The sequence below is a fragment of the Paraburkholderia sp. genome (assembly GCF_028283785.1).
Classification (GTDB): domain Bacteria; phylum Pseudomonadota; class Gammaproteobacteria; order Burkholderiales; family Burkholderiaceae; genus Paraburkholderia.
Genome location: NZ_JAPWKB010000019.1, coordinates 653,016 through 670,695, shown reverse-complemented (window position 1 = coordinate 670,695; position 17,680 = coordinate 653,016). Strand labels below are relative to the sequence as shown.

The 17,680-nt window shown below is 61.7% G+C and carries 14 protein-coding genes; 1 reads left to right on the top strand and 13 read right to left on the bottom strand.

Going from position 1 to position 17,680, the window contains the following annotated elements; translation table 11 throughout:
- Position 1: 1 nt before the first annotated feature.
- The 8 genes from pstB to PW947_RS25305 form a co-directional block, all read right to left on the bottom strand.
- Complete coding sequence (pstB, locus tag PW947_RS25340; RefSeq protein ID WP_299635129.1) at positions 2 to 850, bottom strand: phosphate ABC transporter ATP-binding protein PstB; 849 nt, start codon at positions 848 to 850, stop codon at positions 2 to 4.
- A gap of 49 nt (positions 851 to 899) precedes the next feature.
- Positions 900 to 1,796, bottom strand: coding sequence for a phosphate ABC transporter permease PstA (gene pstA, locus PW947_RS25335; RefSeq protein WP_299635128.1), 897 nt, complete (start codon positions 1,794 to 1,796; stop codon positions 900 to 902).
- Positions 1,793 to 2,791: a phosphate ABC transporter permease PstC gene (pstC, locus tag PW947_RS25330; protein WP_299635127.1), complete on the bottom strand. Its 999-nt coding sequence runs from the start codon at positions 2,789 to 2,791 to the stop codon at positions 1,793 to 1,795. Before pstC ends, pstA begins: the two co-directional genes overlap by 4 nt.
- 123 nt (positions 2,792 to 2,914) lie before the next feature.
- Positions 2,915 to 3,946, bottom strand: coding sequence for a phosphate ABC transporter substrate-binding protein PstS (pstS, locus tag PW947_RS25325; protein WP_299635126.1), 1,032 nt, complete (start codon positions 3,944 to 3,946; stop codon positions 2,915 to 2,917).
- Between the two features lie 324 nt (positions 3,947 to 4,270).
- Positions 4,271 to 5,629 (bottom strand): phosphoglucosamine mutase, encoded by a 1,359-nt coding sequence (gene glmM, locus PW947_RS25320; RefSeq protein WP_299635125.1) that lies wholly within the window; start codon positions 5,627 to 5,629, stop codon positions 4,271 to 4,273.
- Positions 5,630 to 5,658: 29 nt separating this feature from the next.
- Complete coding sequence (gene folP / locus PW947_RS25315) at positions 5,659 to 6,525, bottom strand: dihydropteroate synthase (protein ID WP_299635124.1); 867 nt, start codon at positions 6,523 to 6,525, stop codon at positions 5,659 to 5,661.
- Between the two features lie 110 nt (positions 6,526 to 6,635).
- The gene (gene ftsH, locus PW947_RS25310; protein ID WP_299635123.1) at positions 6,636 to 8,522 is read right to left on the bottom strand and encodes an ATP-dependent zinc metalloprotease FtsH; all 1,887 of its coding nucleotides are present in this window, start codon (positions 8,520 to 8,522) and stop codon (positions 6,636 to 6,638) included.
- A gap of 180 nt (positions 8,523 to 8,702) precedes the next feature.
- The gene (locus tag PW947_RS25305) at positions 8,703 to 9,365 is read right to left on the bottom strand and encodes an RlmE family RNA methyltransferase (RefSeq protein WP_299635122.1); all 663 of its coding nucleotides are present in this window, start codon (positions 9,363 to 9,365) and stop codon (positions 8,703 to 8,705) included.
- A 195-nt stretch (positions 9,366 to 9,560) separates the two neighbouring features.
- Between PW947_RS25305 and PW947_RS25300 the strand changes: the two genes are divergently transcribed.
- Positions 9,561 to 10,088, top strand: a complete 528-nt coding sequence (locus PW947_RS25300; RefSeq protein ID WP_299635121.1) for a YhbY family RNA-binding protein — start codon at positions 9,561 to 9,563, stop codon at positions 10,086 to 10,088.
- Between the two features lie 163 nt (positions 10,089 to 10,251).
- Here the strand turns inward: PW947_RS25300 and PW947_RS25295 are convergent, their stop codons facing one another.
- The 5 genes from PW947_RS25295 to PW947_RS25275 all read right to left on the bottom strand — a co-directional run bounded on the left by PW947_RS25295 (position 10,252) and on the right by PW947_RS25275 (position 17,635).
- The gene (locus tag PW947_RS25295) at positions 10,252 to 10,749 is read right to left on the bottom strand and encodes a DUF4149 domain-containing protein (RefSeq protein ID WP_299636010.1); all 498 of its coding nucleotides are present in this window, start codon (positions 10,747 to 10,749) and stop codon (positions 10,252 to 10,254) included.
- Positions 10,750 to 10,769: 20 nt separating this feature from the next.
- The gene (greA, locus tag PW947_RS25290; protein WP_299635120.1) at positions 10,770 to 11,246 is read right to left on the bottom strand and encodes a transcription elongation factor GreA; all 477 of its coding nucleotides are present in this window, start codon (positions 11,244 to 11,246) and stop codon (positions 10,770 to 10,772) included.
- A 149-nt stretch (positions 11,247 to 11,395) separates the two neighbouring features.
- A complete protein-coding gene (gene carB, locus PW947_RS25285; RefSeq protein ID WP_299635119.1) occupies positions 11,396 to 14,650 on the bottom strand; it encodes a carbamoyl-phosphate synthase large subunit in 3,255 nt (1,084 codons plus the stop codon).
- A gap of 157 nt (positions 14,651 to 14,807) precedes the next feature.
- Complete coding sequence (gene carA, locus PW947_RS25280; RefSeq protein WP_299635118.1) at positions 14,808 to 15,962, bottom strand: glutamine-hydrolyzing carbamoyl-phosphate synthase small subunit; 1,155 nt, start codon at positions 15,960 to 15,962, stop codon at positions 14,808 to 14,810.
- Positions 15,963 to 16,390: 428 nt separating this feature from the next.
- Positions 16,391 to 17,635 (bottom strand): MFS transporter, encoded by a 1,245-nt coding sequence (locus tag PW947_RS25275; RefSeq protein WP_299635117.1) that lies wholly within the window; start codon positions 17,633 to 17,635, stop codon positions 16,391 to 16,393.
- Positions 17,636 to 17,680 lie beyond the last annotated feature (45 nt).

Below are 17,680 nucleotides of genomic sequence, written 5' to 3'. Positions count from 1 at the left end.
CTTAGCCGAAGCGGCCGGTAATGTAATCCTCGGTTTCCTTGCGGACCGGCTTGATGAAGATCTTTTCGGTGTCGCCGAATTCGATCAGTTCACCAAGGTACATATAGGCAGTGTAGTCCGAACACCGTGCCGCCTGTTGCATGTTGTGAGTGACGATCACGACCGTGTAATCGCTCTTCAACTCGGCAATCAGCTCTTCGATGCGGCCGGTGGAAATCGGGTCCAGCGCCGAGCACGGTTCGTCGAGCAACAGCACTTCCGGACGGATCGCGATACCGCGCGCGATACACAAGCGTTGCTGCTGACCGCCGGACAGACCGTAGCCGCTCTGGCCGAGTTTGTCCTTCACTTCGTTCCACAACGCAGCCTTGGTCAGCGCCCATTCGACGCGATCGTCCATCTCCGAACGCGGCAGCGTTTCGAACATCTTCACGCCGAATGCGATGTTGTCGTAGATCGACATCGGGAACGGCGTCGGCTTCTGGAACACCATGCCGATCCGCGCGCGCAGCAGCGAGATATCGCGCTTGGATGTCAGCAGGTTTTCGCCGTCCATCAGGATCTCGCCTTCCGCGCGTTGCTCCGGATACAGCGCATACATCTTGTTGAACGTGCGCAGCAACGTGGACTTGCCGCAACCCGACGGACCGATGAAGGCCGTGACCTTGCCTTCCGGAATGTCGAGGTTGATGTTCTTCAGCGCGTGATACTTGCCGTAGAAGAAGTTGAGGTCGTTGACCTTGATCTTCGGGCGCGACGGTTCGAGCAACGAGCCGCTCTGGGCGGGATCGAAACCGGCGGGCGCCGTCGGGCGCGCGATTGGGTTGAGGTGCGTCTCTGCCATATTCATCGGATGACTCCGCCGTGACTGTTACTCGAGTACGACTCGAAAGTGTTCATTACTTGTTCGAAAAGATCGTGCGCGCGAGGATGTTCAGACCGAGCACGGCAAGCGTGATCAGGAACACACCGGCCCATGCGAGCGACTGCCATTGCGAAAACGGGCTCATCGCGAACTGATAGATGATGACCGGCAGATTCGCCATCGGCTGGTTCACATTCACCGAGAAGAACTGGTTCGACAGCGCGGTGAACAGCAGCGGCGCGGTTTCACCGGCGATCCGGGCGATCGCGAGCAGCACGCCCGTCGTAATACCCGCCACCGACGCCTTCAGCGTGATCGACATCACCATCTTCCACTTCGGCGTACCGAGTGCGAATGCCGCTTCGCGCAGCGCGTTCGGCACCAGCTTCAGCATGTTTTCGGTGGTGCGGATCACGATCGGGATTTGCAGCAACGCCAGCGCGACGATACCCGCGATGCCGCTGAAGTGCCCCATGTTCGCGACGATCAGCGCGTAGACGAACAGCCCCACGACGATCGACGGCGCCGACAACAGAATATCGTTGATGAAACGCGTGACGCTCGCGAGCCAGCCCTTCTGTCCGTATTCGGCGAGATACACGCCGGCCATGATGCCGATCGGCGTGCCGACGAACGTGGCGAGCACCACCATCATCAGACTGCCGACGATCGCGTTGGCGAGACCGCCGCCATCGGTGTTCGGCGGCGGCGTGGACTGCGTGAACAGTTCCACCGACAGACCGCCGATACCCAGACGCAGCGTCGTGTAGAGAATCCAGACCAGCCACAGCAGACCGAACGCCATTGCCGCCAGCGACAACGTCAGCGCGAGCGCATTGGTGCGGCGGCGACGACGTTGCAGCTTGTTGCGCATCGCGTCGAGCGCGACGGCGTCGTTCGTGCCGGGCATGTTCAACGAAGGCTGGCTCATTTTGCACCTTCCGATTTTTCGAGGCGCAGCAGCATGATCTTCGACACGGCAAGCACGATGAAAGTAATCACAAAGAGGATCAGACCGAGTTCCATCAGCGCGGCCGTATGCAGCCCGCTGCTGGCTTCGGCGAACTCGTTGGCGAGCGCCGACGTAATGCTGTTACCCGGCGAGAACAGCGACACGTTGTCGAGCAGATTGGTGTTGCCGATCACGAACGTGACCGCCATCGTCTCGCCGAGCGCGCGGCCGAGGCCGAGCATCACACCGCCGATCACACCGCTTTTGGTGAACGGCAGCACGATTTTCCACATCACTTCCCACGTCGTGCAGCCGATTCCGTACGCGGATTCCTTCAGCAGCACGGGCGTGACTTCGAACACGTCGCGCATCACCGCGGCGATGTACGGAATGATCATGATCGCGAGAATGACGCCTGCGCACAGGATGCCGATACCGATCGGCGGGCCCTGAAACAGCGCACCGATAATCGGCATGCCGCCGAGCAAGGTGCCGAGCGGCTTCTCGAAGTAGCCGGCGAAGATCGGCGAAAAAACCAGCAGACCCCACATCCCGTAGACGATCGACGGAATCGCCGCGAGCAGTTCGATCGCGACGCCAAGCGGGCGACGCAACCAGGCCGGGGACAGTTCGGTCAGGAAAAGCGCGATGCCGAAGCTGACGGGCACCGCGATGATGAGTGCAATGATCGACGTGGCGAGCGTGCCGTAGATCGGCACCAGCGCACCGAATTTCTCGCTGGGCGGATCCCATTCGGCGGTCCACAGGAAGCTCAAGCCAAATTTTTCGATCGACGGCAGAGAAGCGACGATCAGCGACACGATGATGCCGCCGAGCAGCAGCAACGTGACGATCGCAGCCAGGCGCGCGAGACCGCCGAAAACGACGTCGCCGAGGCGGCTGGGCGCCTTCTGCTGCGACGTGCTGGACGGCGCGGACCGTGCAGCGCCAGGCGCTAGAGGGGTGTCGGACATGGGAGCGTGTTGGACCTGTTCCAGTTGCCGCACGGCACACGCCGTACAGCCCTTGCGACGACTGCGCGGCCCCGAACGGGGCCGCGCAGCTTAACTACATTAGTGCATGAAACCGCGCACTGCTTACTCTGCGATCGACTTGCCCGACGCGTCCTTCACCTTCGACTTCCATTGCGTGCGGATTTCCGACACGACGGATTGCGGCAGCGAGATGTAATCGAGGTCGTTGGCAGCCTGGTTGCCGTTCTTGAACGCCCAGTCGAAGAACTTCAGCGTTTCCGTACCTTGTGCCGGCTTGTCCTGTGCCGTGTGGATCAGCACGAAGGTTGCGCCGACGACCGGCCATGCGTCCTTGCCCGGCTCGTCCGTCAGGATCTGGTAGAACGACTTCGACCAGTCTGCACCGGCCGCTGCGGCCTTGAAGGTTTCCGTCTTCGGCTCGACAACCGCGCCCGACGAGTTCTTCAGTGCTGCATACGTCATGTGGTTTTGCTTCGCGTACGCCCATTCGACGTAGCCGATTGCGCCCGGCAGACGTTGCACGAACGCTGCGACGCCGTCGTTACCCTTGCCGCCCGTACCCGTCGGCCAGTTGACCGTCGAACCTTCGCCGACCTTCGCCTTCCAGTCTGCGTTGACCTTCGACAGGTAGTTCGTCCAGATGAAGCTGGTGCCCGAACCGTCGGCGCGGCGAACCACGGCGATGTCGGTGTCCGGCAGCTTCAGCTTCGGGTTCAGTGCGACGATCGCCGGATCGTTCCACTTCTTGATCTTGCCCAGATAAATGTCGCCCAGCAGTTCGCCCGACAGCACGAGCTCACCCGGCTTCACGCCCGGCACGTTGATCGCCGGCACGACACCGCCGACCACCGTCGGGAACTGGAACAGGCCTTCCTTGGCGAGTTCGTCGTCTTTCAGCGGAGCGTCCGAGCCAGCGAAGTCGACCGTCTTGGCAACGATCTGCTTCACGCCGCCCGACGAACCGATACCTTGATAGTTGACCTTGCCGCCGCCGGTCTTCGCGTAGGCGTCTGCCCACTTCGTGTAGATCGGTGCTGCGAAGGTGCTGCCCGCGCCGGTGATGTCAGCGGCTTGTGCAGCGATCGCGAAGAACGCGCCAGCGACGCCAGCGAACACGGTTTGCATCAGTTTCATGGTCTCTCCGTAGGTGTGAGCAAATACACAACACCGCGAAGGATAGTGCCGCTTTGTGACAGTAACGTGACTCACCGTGAAATGCGGATGACGTTTGGATTACGACATGAAAGGCGAAGTTTCGATGTGCACTGATTTGTGCAGGATATGGCCCGTTTTAGGCCAAAAATGGGGTGCGCAAGCGTTTGCGAAATTTTCCGGTTCCAGGAAAATAATTCAGCGGCTTGCGAATTCATCGACGCAACCGGCGGTGAATTGCCGCCGGCGAATGTGACAACGGCGCCCGGAGGCGCCGTTGTTTCGGTCTGGAAAAACGTCCGGTACTCAGGCCGTTGCCGCCTTGACGACTTCGGCAATCGCTTCCGCATGCTGGACCGCGTCGCGCTCGCGCTCGGCTTCGACCATCACGCGCAACACCGGCTCGGTGCCCGACGCACGGATCAGCACGCGACCACGGCCGCTCAGCGCGGTCTCGGCGTCGCCGATGGCGCGACGGATTGCGTCGCTGCCCTTCCAGTCGGCGTCCGGCTGCATCCGCACGTTGATCAGCTTTTGCGGGAACAGTGTCACGCCGTCGAGCATCTCCGCGAGCGTTTTGCCGCTGCGCTTGAGCGCGGCGAGCACCAGCAACGACGAGACGATGCCGTCGCCAGTGGAATGCCGATCCAGCGACAGAATATGGCCCGACCCTTCCGCGCCGAGCTGCCAGCCGTGCTCGCGCAACTGTTCGAGCACGTAGCGGTCGCCCACCGCCGCCCGCACGAACTTGACGCCGGCGCGCTGCAACGCGACTTCGACCGCCATATTCGTCATCAGCGTGCCGACCGCGCCTTCGACGCGGCCGTCGGTTGCGATGCGGTCGTTGACCAGCACGTACAGCAATTCGTCGCCGTTATACAGACGCCCTTCGGCATCGACGACTTGCAGACGGTCGGCGTCGCCGTCGAGCGCAATGCCCAGGTCGGCGTTGTTCGCGCGCACGGCCCGCACCAGCGCATCCGGCGCGGTTGCACCGACGCCGTCGTTGATATTGAAGCCGTTCGGCGCGACGCCGATCGGCACTACGTCCGCGCCGAGTTCGTGGAACACGTGTGGCGCGACGTCGTACGCGGCACCGTGCGCACAATCGACGACCAGCTTCATGCCACGCAGATCGAACGCGGCCGGGAACGTGCTCTTGCAGAATTCGATGTAACGCCCTGCCGCGTCGTCCAGACGACGCGCCTTGCCGAGTTGCTCCGACGGCGCGCAGTCGAGCGGCATATCGAGTTGCTGCTCGATCAGCAGTTCGGTTTCGTCGGGCAGCTTGTTGCCGTCAGCCGAGAAAAACTTGATGCCGTTGTCGTAATACGGGTTGTGCGATGCGCTGATCACGACACCCGCGGCGAGCCGCAGCGCGCGCGTCAGATAGGCGACGCCGGGCGTGGGCATCGGCCCGGCCAGCATCACATCGACGCCCGCCGCCGAAAAGCCGGATTCGAGCGCGGCTTCGAGCATATAACCGGACACCCGCGTGTCCTTGCCGATCAGCACCGTCGGGCGCTGGCCCGAACGGCCGCGCCGGTCCGCGCCCGCCAGCACCTTGCCGGCCGCATAGCCCAGACGCAACACGAAGTCTGGCGTGATTGGCGCATCGCCGACCTTGCCGCGGATTCCATCGGTTCCAAAATAACGACGTGACATCTTCAAACCTTCCTTATTACCTTGATGGATCAGCCGCGGCGCATTGCGTCCCGCATGGCTGCCCAGACTTTCAATGCATCGACGGTTTGCGCCACGTCATGCACACGAATGATTGCCGCACCGCGACTGGCTGCGCAGACCGCCGCCGCGACGCTTGCCGCGACCCGATCCGACGGTGTGGTGCGGCCGGTGACGGCGCCCAGCATCGACTTGCGAGACATGCCGGCGAGAACCGGATACGGTTTCTCTGCGCGCGGCGCGGTATCCGGCAAGTGCGCGAGCAGCGCGTAATTGTGTTCGACCATTGCCTTGCCGAATCCAAAGCCCGGATCGACGCTGATCCGGTTTTTGGCGATGCCGGCTGCCTGCAGCGTCGCGATCTGGTCTTCGAGAAAGGCGCGGACTTCCGCGACGACGTCTTGATACGCGGGTTCGCCCAACTGCATGGTTTGCGGCTCGCCGAGCATATGCATCACGCACAGGCCGCAAGCGCTGTCGCGGACCGCGTCGATCGCGCCGGGCATCCGGAAACCCCAGATATCGTTGATCAGATCGGCGCCGGCGGACAGCGCGTGACGCATGACTTCGGGCTTGTAGGTATCGATAGACAGCGGGACCTTCGCGCCGTGCAGCGCCTCGACCAGCGGAATGACGCGTTCGAGTTCTTCGTCGAGCGGGACCGGTGGCGCGCCAGGCCGCGTCGATTCCCCACCGATGTCGATGATGTCGACACCGTCGAGCATCATCCGCTCGGCCTGTCGGATCGCTTCACCGCGCACCGCGTATTTACCGCCGTCGGAGAATGAATCGGGCGTGACGTTGAGAATGCCCATAACCAGCGGGCGCTCGAAGGACAGCGTGAACCGGCCGCACTGGAGCGACTCGGGGATAGCCATAGGCTGAAATTCGGAAATCGACACGAACAGCTTTTTACAAAAAGAAGAGTTAGATGCAAAACGGGCCGGTGTGTGAACACAACCGGCCCGTCCCTGGAACATAGCTTACATCACGCCGGCGCAGTCGCGCCCGGCTTGACTTCGGTGCCCGTGCTACCGCCCGAAGGTGCATCACCGGCCGGCGGCACCGAGGTCTTCGGTGAACGCGGCGGACGGCCTGCCATGATGTCGTTGATCTGATCGGCGTCGATCGTTTCCCACTCCATCAGCGCGGCGGTCATTGCTTCGACCTTGTCGCGGTTTTCGTCGAGCAGACGCTTGGCCAGCGAATATTGCTCGTCGAGCACGCGACGGATTTCAGCGTCGACCTTTTGCTGCGTCGCCTCGGAAATCGTGCGGGTGAAGCCGCGGCCGAACGGCGTAGCGTCGTTCTCGTCATCGACATACACCATCGGTCCCAACGCGTCCGTCATGCCGAAGCGGGCAACCATTGCGCGAGCCGTAGCCGTTGCCTTGTTGAAGTCGTCCGAAGCGCCCGTGCTGAGCAGGTTCAGGAACAACTCTTCGGCAACCCGGCCGCCGAACAGGATGGCCAGACGGTCGAGCAGATAGTCTTTCGAGTACGTCTCGTTGTCGTGCTCCGGCAACTGCCACGTGACGCCCAACGCACGGCCACGCGGAATGATCGTGACCTTGTGAACCGGATCGGCCTTCGGCAACAGCTTGGCGATGACCGCGTGACCCGATTCGTGATACGCCGTGGCGCGCTTCGATTCTTCGCGGATCACGGCGGACTTGCGCTCCGGACCCATGAAGATCTTGTCCTTCGCATCTTCGAAATCGTCCATCTCGACGATGCGCTTGCCGCGACGTGCCGCGAACAGCGCAGCTTCGTTCACGAGATTCGCGAGGTCAGCACCCGAAAAGCCCGGCGTGCCACGCGCGATCACTGCTGCGTCGACGTCGTTCGCGATCGGCACCTTGCGCAGGTGAACCTTCATGATGTGTTCCCGACCACGAATGTCCGGCAGACCGACGTACACCTGACGGTCGAAACGGCCCGGACGCAGCAGCGCCTTGTCCAGCACGTCCGAACGGTTGGTTGCCGCGATCACGATCACACCGGAATTCGCTTCGAAGCCGTCCATTTCGACGAGCATCTGGTTCAACGTCTGTTCGCGTTCGTCATTACCGCCGCCCATGCCGGCGCCACGATGACGACCGACCGCGTCGATTTCGTCGATGAACACGATGCACGGTGCATGCTTCTTCGCCTGTTCGAACATGTCGCGAACGCGTGCCGCGCCCACACCGACGAACATTTCGACGAAATCGGAACCCGAAATGCTGAAGAACGGTACTTTCGCTTCACCGGCGATTGCACGCGCAAGCAGCGTCTTACCGGTTCCCGGCGGGCCGACCAGCAGCACGCCGCGCGGAATGCGACCGCCCAGCTTCTGGAATTTCTGCGGATCGCGGAGGAAGTCGACCAGTTCCGAGACTTCTTCCTTCGCTTCGTCGCAACCGGCGACATCGGTGAAATTGATGGCGTTGTTGTTTTCGTCGATCAACCGCGCTCGCGATTTACCGAACGAGAAAGCCCCGCCTTTGCCGCCCCCTTGCATCTGTCGCATCATGTAGAACCAGAAACCGATGATCAGGATCGTCGGTCCGAGGTAGTACAGCGCGGACACCAGCGCATTGGGTTCGTCGTCAGCCTTGCCGCTCACCTGAACGCCATACTTCATCAGGTCGCCGACCATCCAGATGTCGCCCGGCGACACGATCTGGTACTTCTGACCGTCTGCAGGAGTGACGGTGAGGTTCCGTCCCTGAACGATAACGTTCTTGACTTTGCCGCTCTTCGCATCTTCCATGAACTGCGAATAGGACACGCCTTCCTGGACACGGGGCTTGTCGAACTGCTTGAACACCGTAAACAGCACCAGTGCGATAACCAGCCACACTGCCGCCTTCGAAAACATGTTGTTGTTCAAAGCACCACTCCTTCACTCATAGACGGGCGCCTACATTTGCCTTGCGGCACCACGAAAGCATTCTAATCCAGTCCGCAGACCCCTGCCATAACGTTTAGCTACCACATAAATAGGTCGCTGCGTCGTGATGGTGCCGCTTTCGCGACGGTTTCAGAAATCTTGCTACCGGCTTCGAGCCCGTCAGCCGGGCCGCTTCAAATGCTTACCCAAAATAAACGTTTCCGACGATTTATCCCGCGACGCTTTAGGCTTGCGGGCCGCCACCGTTTTGAACTGATGCTTGAACTTCTCGACGATCTGGCTATAACCACTACCGTGAAAGCATTTGACTAAAAGGGCGCCATCTTGCTTCAGATGGTTTTGCGAAAATTCCAGCGCGAGATCGCATACGTGCTCGATCCGCGCGGCATCCGCAAGCGCCACTCCCGACAGGTTGGGTGCCATATCCGAAATTACAAGATCGACTTGCCGTCCTCCGACCAATTCTTCGAGTTGCGCCACCACGCTGTCGTCGCGGAAGTCGCCCTGAATAAAATGGACGTCGGCGATCGGCTCCATCGGCAGCAGGTCCAACGCAATGATTGTGCCGTCGATTCCGCCCGCGCGCTCGGTGTCGCGGCGTTTGCCCTGCGCGAGTTTATTGCGGACGTACTGGCTCCAGCTGCCCGGCGCCGCGCCCAGATCGACGATCACCTGCCCTGCACGGATCAGTTTGTCCTGCTCGTCGATTTCCTTGAGTTTGTAGGCCGCACGGGCGCGATAGCCCTCCCGCTGGGCCATTTTTACGTAAGGGTCGTTGATATGGTCGTGAAGCCACGCCGTATTGAAGCGATTTTTTGCCATTAGGGGTTCAACTGTTGCTGCGTGAAGTCGCGCTTTTAGCGGATAATACGCGTTTAATTTCCGCGGCTGCCGCCCAATGGGCGATCATCCGCGATTCTCTGTTGTCCTGACGCGTCGCTGCGCATGGGCTGGATCGTTCCAAACGCCCCGTACGGCCCGCAAGCGTCGCCATTTTAGTCGAGTCTCCCACTTCCCATGCCAGCCCTCCAAGTCTCTTCCGACCAACGCGCCGAGTTGCGCTCCCAGGCGCATGCGCTCAAACCGGTCGTGCTCGTCGGCGCCGAAGGGTTGACCGACGCCGTGCTGACCGAAATCAAGGTCCACCTGAACGCGCATCAGCTGATCAAGATCCGCGTATTCGGCGACGAGCGCGAAGCCCGTCTCGCCATCTACGAAGAAATCTGCGATCGCCTGAACGCCGCGCCGATCCAGCATATCGGCAAATTGCTGGTGATCTGGAAGCCGGAATCCACGCAACCCGTGTCGAAAGCCAAACGCGGTGCGCTGCCGAGCGTGCGCGAAGCCGCCGCCGAAGATAGCAAGGCCAAGGGTCGTGCGCCGCGCGTCGTGAAGGTCGTCAAGCCTTCCGAAGTTCCGATGCGCAAGCCGAAAGCGAAGAAAGTGCTGGTGCGCGGTAACGAACGCGTCACGCAAGGCGGCAATATCAAGCGTGCCAAGAAGCGTCAAACCAGCGCCAAGCGCTCGCATCAGACCGTCAAGTAAAGTGGTTCGAAGCGTGCGGGCGCAAGGTCCGCACGTCCGACGCGGCTGATGCCGTTGACGAAAGCCGTCGCAAAACGGTTGAAGATAAAGCGGTCGAATATAGCGGTTGAGGCAACGTTGGAAACGACGGGTCGAAAGGCGGATTGCCGACGACCCAGCGGCCTCAACCGGCGACGCGTCGCGCAGGCTGTTCCATCGCGCCGGCGTTCGATGCCACCGGCAGCTTCCACACCAGAACGATGCCCAGCAGGCTTTCGATCAGATAGAACACGGTCGACACCCCGTGCAACATCCCGAAGCGCGCGGCAAAGGCAGAGTGACCGACATCCGTGCCCGCTTCCGCGGCGGCGATGCGCAGCGCATTCATGAACGGCTGCAACGCGAAGTAGCCGACCAGCACGCAAATCAGCATGCCCATTACCGGCCAGCGCAGGCGACGATACGTTTCGTTGCCACGACGCACCAGCATATTGGCGAGCACCAGCAGCAGCACGCCGCAGATCACGCCCACCACGCCTTCGATACGAAATAACTGTGCGGCCACCGCGCCCGCCGTCATCCGGTCGAGCGACGTGAACAACACCGGCGCGACTGCGTAACCGATGGTCAGCAGACTGCCGACCCAGATTACCGTCAGCAGCCTGAACACCCGATGCGGCATTACGGACACGCTTAGCCCCTTCAGACGTAACTCACCGCGATGATTTCGTACTCGCGGATGCCGCTCGGCGCCTGCACCGACGCGACGTCGCCTTCCGTCTTGCCGATCAACGCACGCGCGATGGGCGAGCCGATCGAGATCATGCCGTGGTCGATATCGGCTTCGTCGTCGCCGACGATCTGATACTTCACCGATGCACCCGACGCCAGGTCTTCGAGCTCGACCGTCGCGCCGAACACCACGCGCCCGTCCGCTTCCACCGCCGACGGATCGATCACCTGTGCACCAGCCAGCTTCGATTCGATCTCCGCAATACGGCCTTCGATAAAACCCTGCTTCTCTTTCGCCGCGTCGTATTCGGCGTTTTCCGACAGATCGCCCTGCGCACGCGCTTCGGCGATCGAGTTGATGACTGCCGGGCGTTCAACCGATTTCAGGCGCTGCAATTCATCGCGCAACATTTCCGCGCCGCGCTTCGTCAATGGAATAGTGCTCATAAACAGCTCTTTGGCAAAAAACGGCCATTAAAAAAATTACCGCGGTTAAGTGCATCCCCGCTGGAACCGTTTGCCCGGAAAAACCGGATCGGTTCCATGAGGACGCCGCTTAACCGCGGCACGTACGTCTTGGACAGATATCTGAAGCCTTAGTTTAGGCGAGCGTGCAGGCCTTGTAAATCATAGACTTCGAGGTCTTTCAGATAGCGCAAGCCTTCAACGGCGGCACGCGCACCCGACATCGTCGTGTAGTACGTGACCTTGTTTGCCTGTGCGCTCATCCGGATCGAACGCGAATCGGCGATGGCCGCGCGCGTTTCATCGACCGTCGTGAAGACCAGTGCAATCTCGCCGTTCTTGATCATGTCGACGATGTGCGGACGGCCGTCCTTCACCTTGTTGACGACCTTGACCGGCACGCCGGCCGCTTCGATCGCGGCAGCCGTACCCTTGGTCGCGACGATCGGGTAGCCGAGTTCGTGCAGCATGCGCGCAACTTCGACTGCCTTCGGCTTGTCGGCGTCCATCACGGTCAACAGCACCGTGCCGGATTCCGGCAAACGCGAACCCGCCGCGAGCTGCGACTTGAACAGCGCTTCGCCGAACGTCTGACCCACGCCCATCACTTCCCCGGTCGAACGCATTTCGGGTCCGAGCACCGGATCGACCGCCGGGAACTTCACGAACGGGAATACCGCTTCCTTGACGCTGAAGTACGGCGGATTCACTTCCTTCGTGACGCCTTGATCGGCGAGCTTCTGGCCGACCATCGCGCGCGCCGCGATTTTCGCGAGCGGCAGGCTGGTCGCCTTCGACACGTACGGCACCGTACGCGATGCGCGCGGATTCACTTCCAGCACGTAGATGATGTCTTCTTTCGAACCGTCCGCCTGCGGCACCTGCTGGATCGCGAACTGCACGTTCATCAGGCCGATCACGTTCAACGCCTTCGCCATTGCGCCGGTCTGACGCTTCAGTTCGGCGATGGTTTCCTGCGACAGCGAATACGGCGGCAACGAGCACGCCGAGTCGCCCGAGTGAACGCCCGCCTGTTCGATGTGTTCCATCACGCCGCCGATAAACACGGCTTCGCCATCGGAGATGCAATCGACGTCGCATTCGATCGCGTCGTTCAGGAAGCGGTCGAGCAGCACCGGCGAATCGTTCGACACCTTCACGGCTTCGCGCATATAGCGTTCGAGGTCGCGCGGTTCGTGGACGATTTCCATCGCGCGGCCGCCGAGCACGTACGACGGACGCACGACGAGCGGATAACCGATTTCGTCGGCGAGCTTCAGCGCTTCCTCTTCGGCACGTGCGGTGCGGTTCGGCGGTTGACGCAGATTCAGGTCTTGCAGCAGCTTCTGGAAACGCTCGCGGTCTTCGGCGGCGTCGATCATGTCCGGCGACGTACCGACGATCGGCACACCGTTGGCTTCGAGATCGAGCGCAAGCTTCAGCGGCGTCTGGCCGCCGTATTGCACGATCACGCCGACCGGCTTTTCCTTGTCGACGATTTCGAGCACGTCTTCGAGCGTCAGCGATTCGAAGTACAGGCGATCCGACGTGTCGTAGTCGGTCGAGACGGTTTCAGGGTTGCAGTTGACCATGATCGTTTCGTAGCCGTCTTCGCGCATCGCGAGCGCGGCGTGAACGCAGCAGTAGTCGAACTCGATGCCCTGGCCGATCCGGTTCGGGCCGCCGCCCAGCACCATGATCTTCTTGTTGTTCGTCGGGTTCGCTTCGCACTCTTCCTCGTAGGTCGAGTACATGTACGCAGTCTTGGTCGCGAATTCGGCGGCGCAGGTGTCGACGCGCTTGTAGACCGGACGCACGTTCAGTTCGATACGACGCGCACGCACGTCCGCCGGCTTCGCGCCGAGCAGCTTCGCGAGGCGACGGTCCGAGAAACCGCTTTGCTTCAGGTACTTCAGCTCTTCCTTCGACAGGCTCGCCAGCGTACGGCCGTCGAGCGCCTTTTCCTTCAGCACGATCTGTTCGATCTGCGCGAGGAACCACGGGTCGATCGCGGTTTCTTCGAAGATTTCCTGCTGCGTCATGCCCACGCGGAATGCGTCGCCGACGTACCAGATGCGATCCGGACCGGCTTCGCCGATCTCGCGGATGATTTCGTCGCGGCTGGTGGTCTTTTCGTCCAGACCGTCCACGCCGACTTCCAGACCGCGCAGCGCTTTCTGGAACGATTCCTGGAAAGTGCGACCGATCGCCATCACTTCGCCGACCGACTTCATCTGCGTGGTCAGGCGCGAATCGGCTTCGCGGAATTTTTCGAACGCGAAACGCGGGATCTTGGTGACGACGTAGTCGATGGTCGGTTCGAACGACGCCGGGGTCTGGCCGCCGGTGATTTCGTTCTTCAGTTCGTCCAGCGTGTAGCCGACTGCCAGCTTCGCCGCGACCTTCGCGATCGGGAAACCGGTTGCCTTCGACGCCAATGCCGACGAACGCGACACGCGCGGATTCATTTCGATCACGATCATCCGGCCATCGACCGGGTTGATCGAGAACTGGACGTTCGAGCCGCCCGTGTCCACGCCGATTTCGCGCAGCACGGCGAGCGACGCGTTACGCAGGATCTGATATTCCTTGTCCGTCAGCGTCTGAGCGGGTGCGACGGTGATCGAGTCGCCGGTGTGGATGCCCATCGGGTCCAGGTTTTCGATCGAGCACACGATGATGCAGTTGTCCTTTTTGTCGCGGACCACTTCCATCTCGTACTCTTTCCAGCCCAGCAGCGATTCTTCGATCAGCAGTTCGCGGGTCGGCGACAGATCCAGACCGCGCTTGCAGATCTCCTCGAATTCTTCGCGGTTGTACGCGATGCCGCCGCCCGAACCGCCGAGCGTGAACGACGGGCGAATCACGACCGGGTAGCCGCCGTTGCCGGTGAGCGTGGAAATTTCCGCCTGCACGGCAAGCGCTTCTTCCATCGAATGCGCGACGCCCGACTTGGCCGAACCGAGGCCAATCTTCGTCATTGCATCCTTGAACTTCTGACGGTCTTCCGCCTTGTCGATCGCTTCCGGCGATGCGCCGATCAGTTCGACCTTGTACTTTTCCAGCACGCCGTGCGCGTGGAGGTCGAGCGCGCAGTTCAGTGCGGTCTGGCCGCCCATCGTCGGCAGGATCGCGTCCGGGCGCTCCTTGGCGATGATGCGTTCGACCACTTCCCACGTGATCGGCTCGATGTAGGTCACGTCGGCCGTGTTCGGGTCGGTCATGATCGTCGCCGGATTGCTGTTGACGAGGATGACCTTGTAGCCTTCCTCACGCAGCGCCTTGCATGCCTGCGCGCCCGAGTAATCGAACTCGCACGCCTGGCCGATGATGATCGGACCCGCGCCGATGATGAGGATGCTCTTGATGTCTGTCCGCTTGGGCATAACGCTCTCGCTAATGTATTCCTGTGTTCTTACCGTTGGCGCGCGTCGGTACGGCGGTGCGCGCGCTCTGTTTTTGCCGCCCGTGATCGTGATGCGGGGCGGCGGCGTGATGCGAATCGCGCGTCAGGCGCTGCGCTTCGCATCACGCGTCAGCCGATCAGGCTGCTGCGGTCGTGTTGCCTTTCTTCTGGTCCATCAACGCGGTGAAGCGGTCGAACAGATAGGCGACGTCGTTCGGACCCGGCGACGCTTCCGGGTGACCCTGGAAGCAGAACGCGGGCTTGTCGGTCAGCGCGAAGCCTTGCAGCGTGCCGTCGAACAGCGACACGTGCGTGACCTTGGCGTTGGCCGGCAACGTCGATGCGTCCACCGCAAAGCCGTGGTTCTGCGACGTGATCACGACACGACCGTCTTCCAGGTCTTTCACCGGATGGTTTGCACCGTGGTGACCGGTCTTCATCTTCATGGTCTTGGCGCCGACGGCGAGACCCATGATCTGGTGACCGAGGCAGATACCGAACGTCGGAATGCCGCGTTCGATGAATTCCTTCGTCGCCGCGATCGCGTAGTCGCACGGTTCCGGGTCGCCGGGGCCGTTCGACAGGAACACGCCGTCCGGATTGAGCGCGAGCGCGTCGGCCGCAGTGGCTTGCGCCGGCAGCACGGTCACTTCGCAGCCGCGTTCGGCCAGCATGCGCAGGATGTTGTACTTGACGCCGTAATCGAACGCGACGACACGGTACTTCGGCGCATCTTGCGTGCCGTAGCCCGAGCCGAGACGCCATTCGGTCTGCTTCCAGTCGTAGGCTTCTTTCGTCGACACGACCTTGGCGAGATCCATACCGGCGAGACCGGGGAACGAACGCGCGAGTTCGATTGCCTTCGCTTCGTCATCCGAGCCGGCGAGAATGGCGCCGTTTTGCGCACCCTTGTCGCGCAAAATGCGCGTCAGCATGCGGGTGTCGATTCCGGCGATCGCAACGACGCCTTCGTCCTGCAAGTACTGCGTCAGCGTGCGCTCCATGCGGAAGTTCGACGCGAGGACCGGCAGGTCGCGAATGATAAGACCGGCGGCATGGACTTTCGTGGCTTCGACATCTTCGGCATTGACGCCGACGTTGCCGATATGCGGATACGTGAGGGTGACGATCTGGCGCGAATAGCTCGGGTCAGTCAGGATTTCCTGATAGCCGGTAATAGCCGTGTTGAACACGACTTCGCCAATCGTATGACCGGCGGCGCCGATCGAGTAACCACGAAAGACCGTGCCGTCGGCGAGCGCGAGCAGAGCGGGAGAAAAAGACGGCAACACGGGAGACTCCTTGGGGAACACCCTGTTGCCGACCTGTCTATCCGACCGTGCGGGCCGCGGCGAGGCGCATCGGATGATGCGCGCGCAGGCTCGCTCGCGCGTACCGCTGAGAAACGTCGCAGGTGCGCGAATCGGTCCACTTCGTGGGCGGGACGGAATCGGCTGGGTGCGGTGCGTTCGCGGCGCGCGGCGGATGAACGGTGTGAGAGAGGTAGGCGCTAGGGGTGCGGGTTGATAAGCTCAAACCTTGAAATTATAGCTCGAAACCACCCTTCCCTTCAAATCCGAGATGGGAAATCGAGCTGTCGCGCGGCGGACGGAACAGCGCGAAGCCAAGCTGGGCTTGGCGCTGCGCCCGACATACAGCAATGATCTGGACAGTTTCGAGATACGGCGACCGACCCGCCCGTCGCCGTATCGGACACGCATCAGCCTCGTGACGATCCAGCCTGCATCGGCGTGGCCTGATGCAGCACCCGGCTTGGCAATACGTACCAGACCGCGCCGCCCACTTGCAGCACGATCAGCACGATCCACGCGGTCAGATGTGCGGACACCGGGTAATGACCGTCGATCGCGGGCCAGTGCGACAAAACAGCGCCAACGCCGATTTGAAACGCAAAAATCAGCAGAAAAATGATCAGGTTCAAGGTCGTGTTCGCACGGCCGATCAGTTGCGCCGGAAAGTAACGCGGCACGATCGCGTAACTCAAAATGCCGGTGCCGCCGAACGCGCCGTAAGCGGCCCACAACAGCGCGGGCGGCAACGGCGCGCGCAGCACGATCAGCAACTGCGTGATGACGAACAGCGCCATGCCGATTCCGCAAAACGCATACAGCGACACGCCGCGCCGCTCCAGGCTGCGCGCCGCCGCACCGAAGCCGACGCAGCCGGCCATCATCGCGAAACCGAGCACCGACACCAGCGACGCCGCCTCGCGCGGCGCCAAACCGGCGACATCGCGCAGCCACGCGCCGACCCACAGCGACTGCATCGCGTAAAACACGCCCTGCGTCAGCACCGAAAACGACGCGATCTTCCAGAACGCCGGACTTTGCAGAATCTGCCACGTGCCTTTGAATTGCGCGACGAGCGTCGCGCCGTGATTCGGCTCGCGCGTCTTCGGCGCGCCCACCCACAGCGCAATCGCGACGATCACGGTCATCACGCCCAGACCGCCGCACACGGCGCGCCATCCGGTGAAAGTGAGGATCCACGTAAGCGGCGTACCGACCATCACCCCGCCCATCCCGCCGACCGCCATCGTCAGGCCGTTCATCAGCGGCAGCCGCGCCGGCTCGAAATGCTGCGCGAGCGCCTTGAACGCCGCGCCGAGGCACACGGACACGCCCACACCGATCAACAGCCGCCCGAACATCATCACGCCGATCCCGTGCGCGGCACCGAACACCCACGCGCCGAGCGCCGCGAACAGCAGCATCCCGGCCGCGACGCGGCGCGCGCCGAAATGGTCGAGCAATACGCCGGCCGGCAATTGCGCGCCGGCGAAACCGAGGAAATAGAGGCTCGTCAGCAGACCGAGATCGGCCGCCGACAAGCCGAGATCGTGGGTAATCAGCGGCGCAAAACCGAGATTGACGCCGCGAAAGACGTAGGAAACGAAATAGCCTGCGGAGAAAAGCAGAAAGACACGGAACTGGGTCGTCGACATGAGAATGATTGGAATAGCCGAGCGGGCGGGATCAGGAAAGATAAA

Bases quoted from the DNA above. Each gene is read 5' to 3' on its own strand.
- glmM (WP_299635125.1), bottom strand. From the start codon at position 5,629: ATGTCACGTCGTTATTTTGGAACCGATGGAATCCGCGGCAAGGTCGGC.
- greA (WP_299635120.1), bottom strand. From the start codon at position 11,246: ATGAGCACTATTCCATTGACGAAGCGCGGCGCGGAAATGTTGCGCGAT.
- PW947_RS25305 (WP_299635122.1), bottom strand. From the start codon at position 9,365: ATGGCAAAAAATCGCTTCAATACGGCGTGGCTTCACGACCATATCAAC.
- PW947_RS25295 (WP_299636010.1), bottom strand. From the start codon at position 10,749: ATGCCGCATCGGGTGTTCAGGCTGCTGACGGTAATCTGGGTCGGCAGT.
- pstC (WP_299635127.1), bottom strand. From the start codon at position 2,791: ATGTCCGACACCCCTCTAGCGCCTGGCGCTGCACGGTCCGCGCCGTCC.
- pstB (WP_299635129.1), bottom strand. From the start codon at position 850: ATGAATATGGCAGAGACGCACCTCAACCCAATCGCGCGCCCGACGGCG.
- carB (WP_299635119.1), bottom strand. From the start codon at position 14,650: ATGCCCAAGCGGACAGACATCAAGAGCATCCTCATCATCGGCGCGGGT.
- pstS (WP_299635126.1), bottom strand. From the start codon at position 3,946: ATGAAACTGATGCAAACCGTGTTCGCTGGCGTCGCTGGCGCGTTCTTC.
- folP (WP_299635124.1), bottom strand. From the start codon at position 6,525: ATGGCTATCCCCGAGTCGCTCCAGTGCGGCCGGTTCACGCTGTCCTTC.
- PW947_RS25300 (WP_299635121.1), top strand. From the start codon at position 9,561: ATGCCAGCCCTCCAAGTCTCTTCCGACCAACGCGCCGAGTTGCGCTCC.
- PW947_RS25275 (WP_299635117.1), bottom strand. From the start codon at position 17,635: ATGTCGACGACCCAGTTCCGTGTCTTTCTGCTTTTCTCCGCAGGCTAT.
- pstA (WP_299635128.1), bottom strand. From the start codon at position 1,796: ATGAGCCAGCCTTCGTTGAACATGCCCGGCACGAACGACGCCGTCGCG.